General features: G+C 70.7%; 13 protein-coding genes. 6 read left to right on the top strand and 7 right to left on the bottom strand.

Features of this window, described 5'->3' with window-relative positions; all coding sequences use genetic code 11:
- Positions 1 to 3 precede the first annotated feature (3 nt).
- Positions 4 to 2,199: a type I secretion system permease/ATPase gene (locus tag RIC31_RS21350; protein WP_350112544.1), complete on the bottom strand. Its 2,196-nt coding sequence runs from the start codon at positions 2,197 to 2,199 to the stop codon at positions 4 to 6.
- Between the two features lie 90 nt (positions 2,200 to 2,289).
- On the bottom strand, positions 2,290 to 2,583 hold the full coding sequence (locus tag RIC31_RS21355; protein ID WP_350112547.1) for a hypothetical protein: 294 nt from the start codon (positions 2,581 to 2,583) through the stop codon (positions 2,290 to 2,292).
- Positions 2,584 to 2,864: 281 nt separating this feature from the next.
- Here RIC31_RS21355 and RIC31_RS21360 point away from each other — a divergent pair, with 281 nt between their 5' ends.
- Positions 2,865 to 6,371, top strand: coding sequence for a glycosyltransferase (locus RIC31_RS21360; protein WP_350112550.1), 3,507 nt, complete (start codon positions 2,865 to 2,867; stop codon positions 6,369 to 6,371).
- Between the two features lie 29 nt (positions 6,372 to 6,400).
- Here the strand turns inward: RIC31_RS21360 and RIC31_RS21365 are convergent, their stop codons facing one another.
- Positions 6,401 to 9,997, bottom strand: a complete 3,597-nt coding sequence (locus RIC31_RS21365) for an ABC transporter ATP-binding protein (protein WP_350112553.1) — start codon at positions 9,995 to 9,997, stop codon at positions 6,401 to 6,403.
- Positions 9,998 to 10,133: 136 nt separating this feature from the next.
- Between RIC31_RS21365 and RIC31_RS21370 the strand changes: the two genes are divergently transcribed.
- The 4 genes from RIC31_RS21370 to RIC31_RS21385 all read left to right on the top strand — a co-directional run bounded on the left by RIC31_RS21370 (position 10,134) and on the right by RIC31_RS21385 (position 12,230).
- Positions 10,134 to 11,051, top strand: a complete 918-nt coding sequence (locus RIC31_RS21370; protein ID WP_350112556.1) for a LysR family transcriptional regulator — start codon at positions 10,134 to 10,136, stop codon at positions 11,049 to 11,051.
- Positions 11,052 to 11,127: 76 nt separating this feature from the next.
- Positions 11,128 to 11,403, top strand: a complete 276-nt coding sequence (locus RIC31_RS21375; RefSeq protein ID WP_350112559.1) for a BrnT family toxin — start codon at positions 11,128 to 11,130, stop codon at positions 11,401 to 11,403.
- A gap of 28 nt (positions 11,404 to 11,431) precedes the next feature.
- On the top strand, positions 11,432 to 11,710 hold the full coding sequence (locus tag RIC31_RS21380; RefSeq protein ID WP_350112562.1) for a BrnA antitoxin family protein: 279 nt from the start codon (positions 11,432 to 11,434) through the stop codon (positions 11,708 to 11,710).
- Between the two features lie 34 nt (positions 11,711 to 11,744).
- Positions 11,745 to 12,230, top strand: coding sequence for a GFA family protein (locus RIC31_RS21385; RefSeq protein WP_350112565.1), 486 nt, complete (start codon positions 11,745 to 11,747; stop codon positions 12,228 to 12,230).
- 4 nt (positions 12,231 to 12,234) lie between these two features.
- Here the strand turns inward: RIC31_RS21385 and RIC31_RS21390 are convergent, their stop codons facing one another.
- From RIC31_RS21390 to RIC31_RS21400, 3 genes are all read right to left on the bottom strand, one after another.
- On the bottom strand, positions 12,235 to 13,473 hold the full coding sequence (locus tag RIC31_RS21390) for an MFS transporter (RefSeq protein ID WP_350112568.1): 1,239 nt from the start codon (positions 13,471 to 13,473) through the stop codon (positions 12,235 to 12,237).
- A gap of 46 nt (positions 13,474 to 13,519) precedes the next feature.
- The gene (locus RIC31_RS21395) at positions 13,520 to 14,626 is read right to left on the bottom strand and encodes a Rieske 2Fe-2S domain-containing protein (protein WP_350112571.1); all 1,107 of its coding nucleotides are present in this window, start codon (positions 14,624 to 14,626) and stop codon (positions 13,520 to 13,522) included.
- A gap of 71 nt (positions 14,627 to 14,697) precedes the next feature.
- Positions 14,698 to 15,285, bottom strand: coding sequence for a hypothetical protein (locus tag RIC31_RS21400; RefSeq protein ID WP_350112574.1), 588 nt, complete (start codon positions 15,283 to 15,285; stop codon positions 14,698 to 14,700).
- A gap of 159 nt (positions 15,286 to 15,444) precedes the next feature.
- Between RIC31_RS21400 and RIC31_RS21405 the strand changes: the two genes are divergently transcribed.
- Positions 15,445 to 16,035, top strand: coding sequence for a carboxymuconolactone decarboxylase family protein (locus RIC31_RS21405; protein ID WP_350112577.1), 591 nt, complete (start codon positions 15,445 to 15,447; stop codon positions 16,033 to 16,035).
- On the opposite strand, the gene RIC31_RS21410 is transcribed toward RIC31_RS21405, so the two are convergent.
- On the bottom strand, positions 16,029 to 16,289 hold a 261-nt coding region (locus RIC31_RS21410; RefSeq protein ID WP_350112580.1), incomplete at its 5' end, for a FliG C-terminal domain-containing protein. The genes RIC31_RS21405 and RIC31_RS21410 overlap by 7 nt on opposite strands.

Consider the following 16,289-nt stretch of genomic DNA (forward strand, 5'->3'; position numbering starts at 1 on the left):
CCCTCAGCCCTCCTTGCGGTCCGGTCCGGCGGAGATCGCCTGGACATTGTGCACCCTCAGCGAGGTCGACTGCGCGCGCATCGGGCTCGGCGGCCGGACCACCACGCCGCGGCCGCCGATCGGGCGCGGAACCGTCGGCTCGCCGGTCGGGGCGGTCGCCGCCGGCGTCGCCGTCCCGTCCTCCGGCAGGTCGTCCATCCGGGCCTCGTCGCCGTCGTCCGGGATCGGGTCGCGATCGACGACCAGTTCCGATTCCATGCCAGCCGCAGCCGGGCGTGCCTCGGGCCGCGGAACCGGGGCCGGGCGAAGCTGCGACGGCGCCGAAGGGCCCGGCTGAGCCCGGACCGGTCCCGGCTGCTGTCCCGGCTGCTGTCCCTGCGGCGGGCCCGCAGGCGAACCGGGATGCGGTCTCGGCGGCCCGGCCTGCAGCCGCGGAGCCGGCCCGCCGGCATCCGGCGCGCCACCCGGGCCCGCGACCGCCTGGCCGCCCGGGCCGGCGACCGCCGGGCGCGGCGGCAGCGGCGGCAACGCCGGCATCACCTCGTCGCGCGGCCCGAAGCGCTGCACGGTGCCGTTCTGCAGCACCAGTACCTTGTCCATCAGCGACAGCGTCTGCGGCCTGTGGGTGATCAGCACGACGGTCACCCCGTTCGCCTTCAGGGCGCGCACCGCGTTTATCAGGGCGTCGTCGCCCTGGCTGTCCAGGTTGGCGTTGGGCTCGTCCAGCACCACCACGCGGGGGTCGCCGTATAGCGCCCGCGCCAGTGCGACCCGCTGCTTCTGGCCGCCCGAGAGGATCTGCCCGGCCCAGCCGATCTCGGTGTCGTAGCCGTTCGGCAGCCGCAGGATCATGTCGTGCAGCCCGGCCAGACGGGCCGCCTTGACGACCTTCTGCGGATCCGGCTCGTCCTCCAGGCGGGCGATGTTCTCGGCCACGGTGCCGGGGAACAGCTCGATGTCCTGCGGCATGAAGCCGAGGTGACGGCCGAGTTCCTCGCCGTCCCAGCTGAACACGTCGGCACCGTCGAGCCGCACATTGCCGATGTTCGGCTTGGCAACCCCGACCAGCAGCCGGGCCAGCGTCGACTTGCCGGAGGCCGACGGCCCGATGACCCCCAGTGCCTCGCCGGCGGCGACCTCGAAGGTGATGCGCTGCAGGATCGGCTTGGTCAGGCCGGGCGGCTGGAAGTACAGGTTCTCGACCGACAGGTGGCCGGCCGGCGGCGGCAGCTCCATCTTCTCGAGCCGGCTCTGGGCGGCCTCCAGCACCTCCTCGATCTGGCGATAGGCCTGGTAGGCCTCGATCATCGGCCGGGCCTGGCCGACACCCTGCTCGATCGGCTGCAGGGCCCGCCCGAGGATCAGCACGGCGGCGATCATCAGGCCGGGCGTCATCGGGGTCTGCGGATCGATGATCTGCACCACCGAGACCGACATGATCACCATCTGCACCAGCATGCGCGCCGACTTGGAGATCGCCAGGAACACCGCCGCCCGGTCGCTGGCCTTGCCCTGCAGGTCCAGGACCTTGTCGTTGGCGACGTGGTAGCGGCGCAGGATCGCCTGGCGCATGCCCATGCTCTCGACCACCGCGGCGTTGCGGACCGCCGAGTCGGCGGACTGGAACGCGGTCGCCGAGTGGCCCTGCGCCTCGGCCAGGGCCGGCCGGGTGACCCGGTCGTTGACGATGCCCAGCACCAGCATGACCGCGGCCCCGCCGAGCGCCGCCAGGCCCATCGGCGCGTTGACGTAGAAGATGATCAGGAGGAACACCGGCACCCAGGGGATGTCGAGCATGGTCAGCATGCCCGGTCCGGTCAGGAAGCTGCGCAGCACCGCCAGTTGCCGGAGTACCTGGATCGACCCGACCTTGGAGCGGTCGAGCGCGTCGATCACGATCGCCGACAGCAGCAGCGGCGCGATGCGCCGGTCGATCCAGCGCGATACCCGCACGAAGGCGAAGGCGCGCACGCTGTCGAGCGCCGCCTGCACGCCGAGCGCCAGGGTGGCCATGAGCAGAAGCAGGAACAGGGTGGCCGGGCTGCGGCTCGCCAGTACCCGGTCGAAGACCTGGTACATGAACAGCGGCATCGTCAGCATCAGCAGGTTGACGAAGAAGCTGAACACGCCACACGCAGCGAATGCCGTGTAGCAAGCCCTCAGGAGTCGATGAACGGTGACGGGACCGCGCGACTGCATTCTCGCCTTCGTCAGACCGGGCTGGACGCGCGTCGACGCGCACCAAACACCGTATCATAACCGCCGGCCGAGAGCGACCGGGCCGGCGAATCAGTCCTCAGTGAACTTCGCGAGGTCGATCTCGCCGTGGCGGAACGGGATCCAGTACTTGGTCTCGGGGTTGTACTGAACGCCGTAGATGTTCGTGCAGAACACCTTCTGCGGGGGCAGCGTTCCACTGGCTTCCTGCTCGGTCCGGGCGTTGTCGACGAGTTCGGATGCCTTGAACTTCTCCCAGGCAGCAGCGACGTCGGCACGCTCCGCCTCGGGAAGATCGTTGATCTCCATCGCGAGATCCCACGTCTTCTCGAGATCGTTCCAAAGATCGTCCAGATAGGTGCCCATGACCCTCGCCCGTAATGCATCTTGCTCGCTTGCTCAGCGATGCCGGCTTATACCAAACGCGGCAAGCAGGGAAACCCGAAACTTGGTCGTCGCCGGTCGGCGGGAGTGTCTTATGAATCGCCGCAGGTTGTAAACCACTTGTCACCGACAAGGGCCACGGCGTGGCGAGTGCGTTGACCGGACTCGGGCAAACAGCTATCCGACCGGGTCACCCTTTGGAACTGGGGAACATGGCGACCAGAAACCGGCCCAAAGCCCGCACAACCGCCCCGACCGGCAGCGTGTCCGAACGGCCGACCGCCGTGTTCGTCCTGGGCATGCATCGCAGCGGCACTTCGGCGCTCACGCGGGTGATGAACCTGCTCGGCGTGGAACTCGGCGACGACCTGATGCCGGCGGCGGCCAGCAACAACGAGACCGGGTTCTGGGAGCACCAGGCGGCCGTCGACCTGCACGGCGAGCTGCTGGATGGCCTGGGCGCCAGCTGGGACGACCCGCGTGCGCTGCCGGCCGACTGGCTGACCGCCGACGCGACCGCCGACGTCCGGACGCGCCTCGTCGAGCGGATGCGCACCGATTTCGCCGACCACTCCCTGTGGGGTATCAAGGACCCGCGGATGTGCCGGTTCGTGCCGCTGTGGACCGCTATCGCGGACGACCTCGGCGTGACCCCGGCATGGGTGATCATGCTGCGCAACCCGATGGAGATCGTGCGGTCGCTGCACCAGCGCGACGGCATGTCCAGGGGGCGCGGCTACCTGCTTTGGCTGCGCCACACCCTGGAGGCCGAACGGGCGACCCGGGGCGGTCGCCGCGCCTTCGTCGACTATGCCGCCCTGATGGCCGACTGGCGACCGGTGATGAAGCAGCTCGCCGACGACCTCGGGCTGCCGCTGACTCTGCGCGGCCGCAAGGCGCAGGCGGCGATCGACGGGTTCCTGCAGCCGCAGCTCCGGCATTTCTCGTTCCACGACGAGGCGCTGTCCGACGACCCGCAGCTGGCGCAATGGGTCGGGGCGGCCTACGGCGCACTCGGCCGGCTGGCCGCCGGTCCGGACGGCGACGCCGAGAAGGCGCTCGACGCGGTCGCGGCCGGGCTCGACCTCGCCGGCTGGTACTACGACGACGCGGTCGCCGACGCCATCCCGCGCGAGAAGCGGCTGGCCGAGGAGCTCGAGGACCTGCACCACCGCCTGCACGAGCGGCAGATCTGGGCAGCCGAGCAGGAGAGCCGGGTCGCCGAGCGCGAGAACCGGATCGCCGAGCGCGACCACCGCATCGCCCAGCGCGATGCCGAGCTCGCCAACCTGCACGCCTCGCTGGCCGACATCTCGACGTCGCAGGCGCATACCATCCAGGAACTGCGGCGGACCCTGGTCGAGAAGGACGCCGAGTTCAGCATGGCGCAGGGCGAGGTCGCCCGGCTGCACCAGAACTTCCGCTACATCGGCTCGACCTGGTCGTGGCAGCTGACCCGGCCGCTGCGCGGCCTGGCCCGGATCGGAATCGGGTTGCTCGGGACCATGCGGCTCCGCAGCTACGAGATGGTGCCGCTGACCTTCATCAACATCCGGCACCTCTCCCAGGGTCACTACGTGGCGCTGAACCCGCATCCCCATATCGTCCTGGGCACCCAGCGCGGGCGGCTTCCGACCGGCTGGATCGAGATCAAGTACCAGATCGAGGCCAAGCGCATCGCCTCGCCGTTCCTGTTCGTCGACCAGGGCGAAGGCACCGACGAGTCCGGCCGGTTCCGGCTGCCGCCGACCCGCAACGGCCGCGGCCGGGCCATCGTGCGCCTGCCCGACCGGGTGACCTCGCTGCGGCTCGATCCGGTCACCTTCATGGGTGAGTTCCGGGTCGGCCCGATCCACATCCGCGAGCTCAACGGCGTCGTCCTGGCCGCCCAGCTGCTCTGGGACCGGATCGCGCCGGCGCTCAAGGACCGCGACGTGCGCCGCCGGACCTGGGACGGCCTGGTGGCGGCCCTCAAGCGCGGCGGCCTGCGCGAGATCAAGGAGGGGCTCCGGCACCAGGCGACCGAGCCGCTGCGCACCTACCGGAACTGGTGGGACACCTACGCGGCGCTGGCGGCCGGCGACATCGAGGCGATCGAGCGCCACATCGAGGTGATGCCGACCAAGCCGCTGCTGTCGGTGATCATGCCGACCTACAACACCGATCCGGACGTGCTGGAGAAGGCCATCCAGTCGGTGCGCGACCAGCTCTACCCGAACTGGGAGCTGTGCATCGCCGACGACGCCTCGACCCGCGAGGAGACCCTCGAGGTGGTCCGCCGGCATGCCGCCGAGGACGAGCGGATCAAGGTGGTCTACCGCGAGAAGAACGGGCACATCTCGGCCGCCTCGAACTCGGCGCTCGACCTCGCGACCGGCGAGTTCGTGGTGCTGCTCGACCACGACGACGAGCTGACCCGGCACGCGCTCTACATGATCGCGAACGAGCTGAACTGGCACCCGAACGCCGACATCATCTACAGCGACGAAGACAAGATCGACGAGGCCGGCGAGACCGACCAGCCCTACTGCAAGCCCGACTGGTCGCCGGACATGTTCCTGGCCCAGAACTACCTCAACCACCTCACCGCCCACCGCCGCAGCCTGGTCGAGGAGGTCGGCCGGTTCCGCCTGGGCTTCGAGGGCAGCCAGGACTACGACCTGGCGCTGCGGATCATCGACCGCAGCAGCCCCGACCGGATCCGCCACATCCCGTTCATCCTCTACCACTGGCGCGCGGTGTCCGGTTCGGTCGCCGACACCGAGGAGGCCAAGGACTACGCGCTCGAGGCCGCCCGCCGGGCGATTCGCGAGCACCTGGAGCGCCGCAAGATCAAGGCCGAGGTGGTCGCCGGCGACGACAAGTACAGCCACCGCGTGGTCTACGCCCTGCCGAAGAAGCCGCCGCTGGTCAGCCTGATCGTGCCGACCCGCAACAAGGCGGAGATCCTGAAGCTGTTCGTCGACGGCCTGCGCGAGAACACCGACTACCAGAACTGGGAGATGATCCTGGTCGACAACGGCAGCGACGAGCCGGAGTCGCTGGACTACTTCAAGACCCTGGCCGAGGACCCGCGCATCAGCGTGATGCGCGACGACGGCCCGTTCAACTACTCGCGCCTCAACAACCGGGCCGCCCGCTCGGCCAAGGGCGAAATCCTCGGCCTGATGAACAACGACATCGAGCCGATCGGCCGCGACTGGCTGACCGAGATGGTCCGCCAGGCCGTGCAGCCCGGGGTCGGGGCGGTCGGCGCCAAGCTGTACTACCCCAACGACACCCTGCAGCACGGCGGGGTGATCGTCGGCCTTGGCGGGGTCGCCGGGCATTTCGACAAGCGGCTGCCGCGCGAGAAGCGCGGCTATTTCGGCCGCGCGGCGATCGTGAACAACTTCTCGGCGGTCACCGCCGCCTGCCTGCTGACCCCGAAGAAGGTGTGGGACGAGGTCGGCGGACTGGACGAGCACCACCTGGCGGTGGCGTTCAACGACGTCGACCTGTGCCTGAAGATCCGCAAGGCCGGCTACCGCATCGTGTGGACGCCCTATGCCGAGCTGTACCACCACGAATCGGTCAGTCGCGGCCTCGACACCGCACCCGAGAAGATGGAGCGGTTCGCCGCCGAGGTCCGCACCATGCAGGAGCGCTGGCAGACCCGGCTCGAGGCCGATCCCTTCTACAACCCCAACCTCACCCTCGACTTCGAACGGCCGCATCTCGGCGACCCGCCGCGCGCCACCCGGCCCTGGGAGCAGTACTACGTGGGCTGAAGGGGGGCTCCTCGCCGCGCCGTCGCCGTCTACTCCGCCGCGGCCGCCCGGCCGTTGCCGGACTGCCGGCTGACCAGCCGGGCGTACAGCCCGCCCTTCGCGACCAGCTCGTCGTGGCGGCCGGTCTCGGCGACCCGGCCGCGGTCGAGCACGACGATCCGGTCGGCGCCGCGCACCGTCGACAGCCGGTGGGCGATGACCACGGTGGTCCGGCCCTCCTGCAGGCGCTCCAGGGCGCCGCGCACCAGCCGCTCGTTGACCGCGTCGAGATGCGAGGTCGCCTCGTCCAGGATCAGGATCGGCGCGTCCTTCAGGAACGCCCGGGCGATCGCCACCCGCTGGCGCTGGCCGCCCGACAGGCTGGCCCCGCGCTCGCCGACCCCGGTCGCCAGGCCGTCCGGCAGGGCGTCCACCAGGTCGCCCAGCGCCGCATGCTCGACCGCCGCCCGCAGCTCGGCCTCGGTCGCATCGGGCCTGGCCATGCGGATGTTGGCCTCCAGGGAGTCGTTGAACAGGTAGGTGTCCTGGGCGACCAGGGCGACCCGGTCGAGCACCTGGTCGATGCGGTGCTCGCGCAGATCCAGGCCGTCCAGCAGCACCCGCCCGGATTCCGGGTCCCAGAACCGCATCAGCATCTGCGCGGTGGTGGTCTTGCCGGCGCCGGACGGCCCGACCAGGGCCACGGTCTCGCCGGCCGCGACCTGCAAGCTGACGCCGTCCAGCGCCGGGCGGTCGGTGCCGGGATAGCGGAACCGCACGTCCTCCACCGACAGCGCCGCACCGTGCAGCGGCCGGGCGGTGTCGACGCCGGGCCCGTCCTGCACCACCGGGGTCTCGACCTCGACCGCGTGGATCCGGCGGGTGGCGCCGAGGGTGTCGGCGAGCTGCCGGCCGATCTGCGCGATCTCGGAGACCGGCAGGAAGGCCGCGATGCCGAGCAGGGTGAGCAGCGGCAGCAGGCCCGGATCGATGGCGCCGTCGGCAGCCCGCGCCGCCCCGGTCACCACGATCGCCAGGCCGCCGAGCCCGGTCAGCACCTCGAGGATACTGTGCTGGGCGGTCAGCTCGCGGAAGAACGGCATCCGGTGCCCGACATGGGCGTCGGTCAGCCGGTCCAGATCGTCGCCGCGCACGAGTTCCTGGCGGTTGGCGACGATCTCGCCCAGGCCCTGCACCGAGTCCACGGCATGGGCCGCCAGCTCGCCGGCGGCCTCGCGGGCCTTGGAGCCGAGCGTGTCGACCCGGCCGCGCATCAGCCACGGGCACAGCCCGACCGCCAGCAGGAACGGCGCCAGCGCCGCCGCCAGCCAGACGTCGGCCCAGGCCAGGGTGGCCAGCACCGCCGCCGGCACCAGCACCGCCACGAAGGCCGGGGCGACGGTGTGGGCGAAGAAATACTCGACCAGCTCGACGTCCTGGGTGGCGATGCCCATCAGGTCGCCGGTCCGCCGCCGCACCAGATAGGCCGGCGCCAGCTTGTCGAGCTTGTCGAAGATCGCGATCCGCATCTCGGCCAGCAGCCGGAACGCCACGTCGTGGGCCAGCCAGGACTCCGCCCAGTGCAGGATGCCGGCCAGCGGCGCGGTGACGAACAGCCAGGGCAGCAGCGGCTCGAACGGCCGGCCCTCCTTCAGCGCCAGCACGATCAGCGCGCTGATCACCCCGACGCCGATGAAGGCCACGACCCGCGCCACCCCGAACACGAAGGTGGCGGTCATCTTGCCCTTCCACGGCCCGATCAGGCCGAGCAGCAGGGCGACCAGCCGGCCCCAGCCCAGGCCCTCGGCCGCGACGATGCCCTCGGTCGGGCCGCCCAGCACGTCGTAGCGCCGGGTCGCGGCCGCGGACTCCGCCTCCTCGGCCGCCGGCGCCTCGGCCAGGTCGGCGTCGTCGGCCGACCGCTCGGCGTCGCGCACCTGCTCGGCCATCAGCGAGGCATAGACCCCGCCCTTCGCCAGCAGCTCGCGGTGCGGGCCCTGCTCGACCACCCGGCCCTCGTCCAGCACCAGGATGCGGTCGCAGTCGACCACGCTGGACAGCCGGTGCGCCAGGATCAGCGTGGTGCGGCCCTGCATCAGCCGGTCGAGGGCGGCCTGGATGGTCGCCTCGTTCTCGGCGTCGACCGCCGACAGCGCCTCGTCCAGCACCAGGATCGGGGCGTCGCGCAGGATCGCCCGGGCGATCGCCACGCGCTGGCGCTGGCCGCCCGACAGCTTGATGCCCTTCTCGCCGACCGCGGTGTCGTAGCCCTGCGGCAACCCGGCGATGAAGCCGTGGATGTTGGCCGCCTTCGCCGCCTCCACCATCTGCGCCTCGGTGGCGTCGGGCCGGCCGAGGCGGATGTTCTCGGCGATCGTGCCGTGGAACAGGAAGGCGTCCTGCTGGACCACCGCGACGCGGCTGCGGATCGCCTCGAACGGCAGGGTCCGCAGGTCCTCGCCGCCGATCCGCACGGTACCGGCATCGGGGTCGTAGAACCGCAGCAGCAGCCGCACGATCGACGACTTGCCGACCCCGGACGGGCCGACCACGCCGACCCGCTCGCCCGGCTTCACGGTGAAGCTGAGTGCCTCGTGGGTGACCCGGCGCGAGCCCGGATAGGCGAAGCGAACGCCCTCGAAGGCGATGCTCGGCTCCAGATCCGGCACCGCGCGGGCCGGGGCGTCGGCCACCGGCGGCCGGGCGTCGAACAGCCTGTACAGGCCCTGGGCGGCGGACAGCCCGACCATGCCCTGGTGCAGGACCGAGCGCAGGTCGCGCATCGGCCGGAAGATCTCGACGCCGAGCATCAGGATCACCAGCAGCGCCGACAGCTCCATGGCCCCGGCCTCGACCCGGTAGGCGCCGAGCGCCAGGGCGCAGGCCGCGCCGAGCGCGATCGACGCATCGGTGATGCCGCGCGCCAGGGTGTTGGTGCCGAGCACCCACATGGTGGTTTGGAACAGGTGCCGGGCCTTCTCGGCCAGGACCGTCGCGCGCTCGGCCGAGCGGCCGAAGGCCTTGAGGGTAGCGAGGCCCTGGATCGAGTCGAGCAGCTCCGCAGCGAATGCCGCATAGGCCCTCTGGCGGGCGATCGAGTTGGCGGTGTCCTTCTTGTGCCAGGCCGCCGGCGCGAACAGCGCCAGCAGGGCGAAGCCGCACATGATCGCCGCCACCGGCAGGTCGAGCCAGGCGACGAAGGCGAAGATCAGCAGCGGGGTCAGCGCCGCCACCAGCAGCTGCGGCAGGTACTGGCCGAAATAGGTCTCGAGCTGCTCGACCCCGTCGATCAGCACCAGGGTCAGGTCGCCGGACCGCTCGGCCCCGACATAGGCCGGTCCGAGCGCCGCCAGACGCTCGAACAGGTTGCGGCGCAGGCGCTTCTGGACGATCGCCGCGGTCTCGTGCGCGACCATGGTCCGCCATTGCTCGAACACCCCGCGCAGCACCATGACGACGGCGATGCCGACCGCGGCGGGGGCGATCTCGGCAAGACCGTCGCCGGCGAACACCCGGGCGATCAGCCAGCCGAGCAACGCCAGACGGGCCACGCCGAGCGCGACCGCGACCAGCCCGATCAGCACCGCCCAGGCGATCCGCCCGCGCACACCCTGCGTGAAGGCCCAGAGCCGAGGCTCGAAATGCATCTGCGTCACTCCGGATTTGCGAACGAGTCGCAAGACACTACTGCCGAACGGTTTCGTTCGTCCGTAGACAAATTCGAGGAACGTCCGTAGAAAATCGTACAGCCTGCCGGACCGCCCACAACGCTATGATACGGCCATGATCGGAGACTGGGACAATCTGCGCGTGTTCCTGGCGCTGGCCGAGGAGGGCAACCTGACGGCCGCGGCCCGTCGCCTGCGCGTCAGCCACCCGACCATCGCGCGGCGCGTCAAGGCGCTGGAGGAGGAACTCGGCACCCGGCTGTTCGACCGGCTGCCGGACCGCTTCCAGCCGACCGAGCAGGCGCTCGAGCTGCTGCACGACGTCAAGGAGATGGAGCGCGCCTCGCTGTCGATCGACCGGCGCAGCGCCGGCCTGTCCGCCTCGCATCTCGGCACCGTGCGGATCTCGGTCGACGAGACCATGGCGGAGTTCCTGGCCCGGTACCTGATCGAGCTGACCGCCAACCACCGCTGCATCGAGTTCGAGATCGTGGTCGCCCATACCTACGCCAACCTGTCGCGGCGCGAGGCCGACCTGCTGATCCGCAACCGGGTGCCGGACCTCGCCAGCCTGGTCGGCCGCAAGGTCGCGACCTTCGCCTATGCGGTCTACGGCACCGCCGAGATGGCGGCCCGCAGCGACGGGACGCGCGCCACCCTGGTCGAGCTGCCCTGGGTCGGCTTCGACGACGAGCACCAGTACATGCCGGGCCAGGCCTGGCAGGCGGCCCTGCTCGGCAACGGCAAGCCGTCGGTCCGGACCAACAACGGCGTGGTGCTGGCCAACGCCATCCGCGGCGGCAACGGCGTCGGCGTGCTGCCCTGCTTCATCGGCGACGCCGAGCCGGGCCTGCGGCGGATCACCCCGGTCGTCGCGGAAGCCGCCGCCGAGCAGTGGATGCTGGTGCACAACGACCTGCGCAACGTGCCGCGGGTGCGCATCGTGATGGACGCCCTGGTGCAGCTGTTCCGGGCGCACCGCGCCGAGGTCGAGGGCACCGGCGCGGCGCCGGCCCTGGCGATGTCTGCCTAAAGTCCGGAATCGCCTCTCCGTCTCCCATACACCCCACTAGCAATTCGGCGCAACAAATCGTACATGCAATCAGCGCATGGACTTCGAGTGGGACGCCGCGAAGGCCACCGCCAACCTCGCCAAGCACGGCGTGCCGCTCGATCTTGTTCACGCATTCGGCTTCGAGGCGGCAGTGATCCGGGTCGACGACCGGCGAAACTATGGCGAGGTCCGATGGAGAGCCTTTGGACCGATCAATGACCGCCTGCACGTACTGGTCTACACCATTCGGAACTCCAGCTTACGAGTGATCAGTCTGCGCAAGGCCAATGATCGGGAGTTCGACTTCTACGAGCGCACGGCGGAGGAATGAGATGGTTGGAACGATGAGACGGCGGCTGGTGCGCCCCACACCCGAGGAAGACGCCGCGATCACCGCGGCCGCCGAGAACGACCCGGACAATCCGCCGTTGACCGACGAGGAAATGCGGCAGATGCGCCCGTTCGCCGAGGTGCACCCGGATCTGGTGCGCCGGCGCGGGCCGCAGAAGGCGCCGACCAAGGTGCCGGTCACGATCCGCCTCGACCCGGACGTCGTCCAGCGCTTCAAGAGCGGCGGGCCGGGATGGCACGCCCGGATCAACCTTGCCCTGCGCAAGGCGGTCGGGTTGGATCGTTAGGACACGAAACGCGCCACCTCGCCGGAGCCGCCCGATGACCGCCGACACCGACTTCACCGCCGAGGGCGGCTGCACCTGCCGGCAGGTGCGCTACCGGATGACCAGCCGCCCGATGTTCGTGCACTGCTGCCACTGCCGCTGGTGCCAGCGCGAGACCGGCACCGCGTTCGCGCTCAACGCCATGATCGAGGCCGACCGGGTCGAGCTGCTGGCCGGGCGGCCGGAATGCGTGGTCACCCCGTCGGAGAGCGGCAAGGGCCAGAAGATCTGGCGCTGCCCGGCCTGCCGGGTCGCGGTATGGAGCAACTATGCCGGGGCCGGTGACAAGATCCGCTTCGTGCGGGTCGGCAGCCTGGACGAGCCGGACCGGCTGCCGCCGGACATCCACATCTTCACCGCGTCCAAGCAGCCCTGGGTGGTGCTGCCGGCCGGCACGCCGGCGGTCGAGGAGTTCTACCAGCGCAGCAAGTACTGGCCGGCCGGGAGCCTGAAGCGCCGCGAGGCCGTGCTGGCGGGGTGAGCCCTCAGGTCCCGGTCATACCGGCGCCGCCGGGCGAGAACAGCCGCGCCAGGATGGCGACCCCGGCCGCCAGATAGATCGCGCAGCCGACCGCGATCGCCTCAATGGACACGCCGCCGTCCAGCAGCACGCCCAGCAGCACCGGCGACAGCGCACTCGCGACCACCGAGCAGGCGGTCACCAGGGCGCGGATCGCGCCCAGGTGCCGCACACCGTACAGCTCGGCCCAAAGGGTGCCGAGCAGGGTCGAGCTGAAGCCGGCGGTGGTGCCGGCCGCCATCAGGAACAGGTAGCCCGACCACACCGGATCGAACGTCGCCAGCACCAGCAGCCCGAGACCGAGCGGCGCCAGGTAGAAGCGCGAGGTCCGGCGCGCGCCGATCCGGTCGATCACCGGCCCGGCGACCAGCGCGGCGCCGACCTGGCAGGCCGCATAGCCGACATAGCCGACGGCGAAGGCGGCCAGGGTCCAGCCCTTCACCTCGGCCAGGTGGACCTGGTGGAACAGCACCCCGGTGACGATGAAGGACGGGCCCATCGCCGCGATCAGCACCCGGTGGAATACCCGGTCGCGGACCACCTCGCCGCGGGTCCACTGGCGCATGGCATCCGTCCCGTCCCCGCCGGTCCGGTGCAGGAGGGCGGCGTGACGCCGGCCGTGGGTCGCCAACAGGGCCAGCGCCGCAGGCAGGATCAGGACCGCCACCACCAGCGCGGTGCCGCCGTAGGTCTCGCGCCAGCCGAAGGCGGCGATCGCCGCCACCACCAGGACCGGGCACAGCGCCTCGCCCGCCGGAAAGCCGAGGGTGGCGACGCTGACCGCCTTGCCGCGGACCGACGGATCGGCATAGCGCGCGGTCGCCGTGACCGCGGTGTGCGACGCCAGCCCCTGCCCGAAGAACCGCAGCAGGAAGATCGCGAGACCGAGCGTGACCGGCCCGGCCGCCAGCGCGGCACCGGTCGCGGCGAGCGCCAGGCCGGCGAGCACGGCGGCCGCGAACAGCCGCAGGTCGATCCGGTCGATCAGGCCGCCGGCCCAGATCAGCAGGAAGCCGCTGGCCAGGGTGGCGGCCGAGTACACCGCCCCGAATCCGGCATGCCCGAGATCGAAGGCGTCGCGGAACTGCTGCGAGAACAGCGAGACGAAATAGGTCTGCCCGGCGCTCGACGCGAATGCCACCAGCAGGCCGAACGCCAGCAGGCGCCAGTCGGCCCGCAGCACCCGCCAGCCGGTCGGCCTCACGCCGGGCTCGCGGCCGCGGCAGCCGGCGGGAACCGGACGCCGGCCATCAGCTTCGCCAGCGCAGCGTGGTCTCGCGCACCGGGTTCTCGAACGGGGTGCCGTCGTCGCGCCAGGCGGCATAGGCCTTCTTCAGGCGGAAATACCACTTGGCCTGGACGTCGGCGTCGTTGATCAGCATCAGGGCCGGGCCGTGCCGGAGGCCCCGCTGCTGGCGCACCACCACGTCGCGGTCCTGCGCCAGGAAGCGCCGGACGAACGGCTGCAGGACCGGCTTCAGCAGCGACAGCACCGGCACCGTCCAGAAGAACATCTGGTGGATCTCGGTGGTCGTCGCGTCGACCGGCGTGACCGCGGTGAGCCCGCACACCCGGTGCCGGCCGATCTCGATGTCCTCGACCCGCAGGCCCGGCAGCTGGAAGCGGATCTCGGTGGTCGGCACGCCGCCGAGCAGCCTGTAGGCCGCCGAGTTGCTGGACGGCTGGTGCCGCAGCATCGCGAAGCCGAGCTCGGTCGGCCCGAATCGCTTGGCCTTCTCATGGATCGATTTGCGCGACCGCCACCACCAGCTGGTATGCACGAACGGCCCGTGCGCCGGATCCATCAGGCCGATGACCGCGTGGTCGACGTGGCAGGGGAAGGTCATGCGCTGCACCAGGCCCGGCGCCCGGTCGGTCACCGACGGCAGGCTCGGCGGCGGGACCGCGGGCTCGGCGGTCGAGCGCGGGTCGGCCGGCATGTAGACCCAGATGCCGCCGTGCCGGTCGACCGTCGGATAGGCCCGGACCCGGATCCGGCCGATCTCCATGGCCTGGTCGGCCGTCAGCGACGGGATCGCGGTGCAGCGGCCGTCCGGCGCGAACCGCCAGCCGTGATAGCAGCACTCGACCTCGCCGCGGTCGAACCGGCCGTCAGACAGCGGGATGCCGCGGTGCGGACAGATGTCGCGCAGGCCGAAGACCGACCCGTCGTCGCCGCGGCCGAACACGATCGGCTCGCCCAGCAGGGTCTTCGGCTGCATCGCACCGGGCGCCAGATCGGCGGACGGCATGGCGAAATACCAGATGTCGCGCAGGAACGCCTGGTCGCGGCCCGTCGGCTCGGGAAGCGCAGGATCGACGGGCTGCGGCTCGGAAGCGGATGTCGGCGTCGGCATGGCGCGGACAGTGCCATCGGCCCCGGATCGTGGCAACTGCGCACGCCGCCGCAGGCGACGGCGGGGTCCGGTCAGGCGATTCCGTTGGGGCAGGTGCTGCCGACGGTGGCGTCGCCGGCCAGGGCGCTGGCCGGCAGCCGGGCCACATGGGTGATGAAGCAGTCGATTCCCCGACCGCTCCGGGTCACCGGCAGGATCAGCCCTTCGTGCAGCACCCGGGCCTCTTCGCGAGGATAGAGCGACGCCCTTTCGGTCCGGACGAGCAGATGGACGGCCACGAACGGTCGGCGGGTCGCCAGGGCCCGGTCGTAGCCGGCGCGCACCGCTTCCCGGAACAGATCCGGATAGGTCGACATCAGGCGGCCGGTCAGGTCGATGCCGATGTCGCCGGCGACGTCGCTGCCGCAGACCCGGCAGAGATAGTCGTCCTGGTCTTCGTCACGGTCGTGCACGCACAGCGACCCGACCAGGGCGCCCAGCTCGACGATATCGAAGGCATCGCGGGGAACCATCCATTCGCCATGGCCGGCGGCCATCCAGCGCGCGAACAGCCGTCGATTCGTCTCCGTGACGAGCACGCCTTCGTCGCCCGGCCCGAGCGACGCTTCGCGTACCACCGACCAGTCCAGCTTGAAGTCGTAGTCGCGCGAACTCGGCATCCGACAGCGGTCCCCCGGTACCTTCCGTCGGGCGGGTACGCTAGTATCGATTCCCGCTCGAATCCAGCACTATCGGGCGTTGTTCCGCGCGGTTTTTTGCCACCCTGTGTTGCTGCAACGGGAGTACCGGCAGACGGCCGGAGGAGAGGGAGCCCGGACATGGCCGCCTGGATCGAGATGATCGCGGACGAGGATGCCGACGCGGAACTGCGCGATGTCCTCGCGCTGGCACGCACGCCGCACGGGACCGTCGACAACGTCATGCGCGTCCATTCCCTGCGGCCGAACACCATGCGCGGCCATGTGATCCTGTATCGCGCCGCCCTCCACGACGATGCGAACACCCTGCCGACCTGGCTGCAGGAAACGATCAGCTCCTATGTCTCGATCCTCAACAGGTGCCCTTACTCCCTCGCCAATCACTGGGCCAACGCCGCCCACCTGATCGGCGACGACGACCGCGCCGCGCGGATCCGGTCGGCGCTCGATGCCGGGACGCCCGAGGCGGTGTTCGACGGCCGCGAACTCGCCCTGCTGCGATATGCCGAGAAGCTGACCCTGCGTCCCGGGGAGATGGAAAGATCCGACGTCGAGGCGCTCAGGGCCGCCGGGCTGGACGACGGCGCGATCCTCGAGGCCAACCAGATCGTCGGCTACTTCAACTACGTGAACCGGTTGCTGAACGGGCTCGGGGTCACGACCGACGGCGACGTTGTCGGCTACTACCCCGGCCGCGACCGGCCTCAGTAGACCAGCTGGTCGTCGCCGCCGGAGCCGCCGATCACGATCTCGCCGCGGTCGGCCAGGTCCTTGGCGGACTGCACCATGGCCTGCTGGGAGTCCTCGACGTCCTTGAGCCGGATCGGCCCGAGCGCCTGCATGTCCTCGCGCATCAGCTTGGCGGCGCGTTCCGACATGTTCGAGAAGAACAGGTCGCGCAGTTCCTCCGACGCGCCCTTCAGCGCGATCACCAGCTTGTCCTTGTCGACCGCCCGCAGCAGCGT

Origin of the sequence: Thalassobaculum sp. (assembly GCF_040219615.1) — a bacterium.
Lineage (GTDB): Bacteria > Pseudomonadota > Alphaproteobacteria > Thalassobaculales > Thalassobaculaceae > Thalassobaculum_A.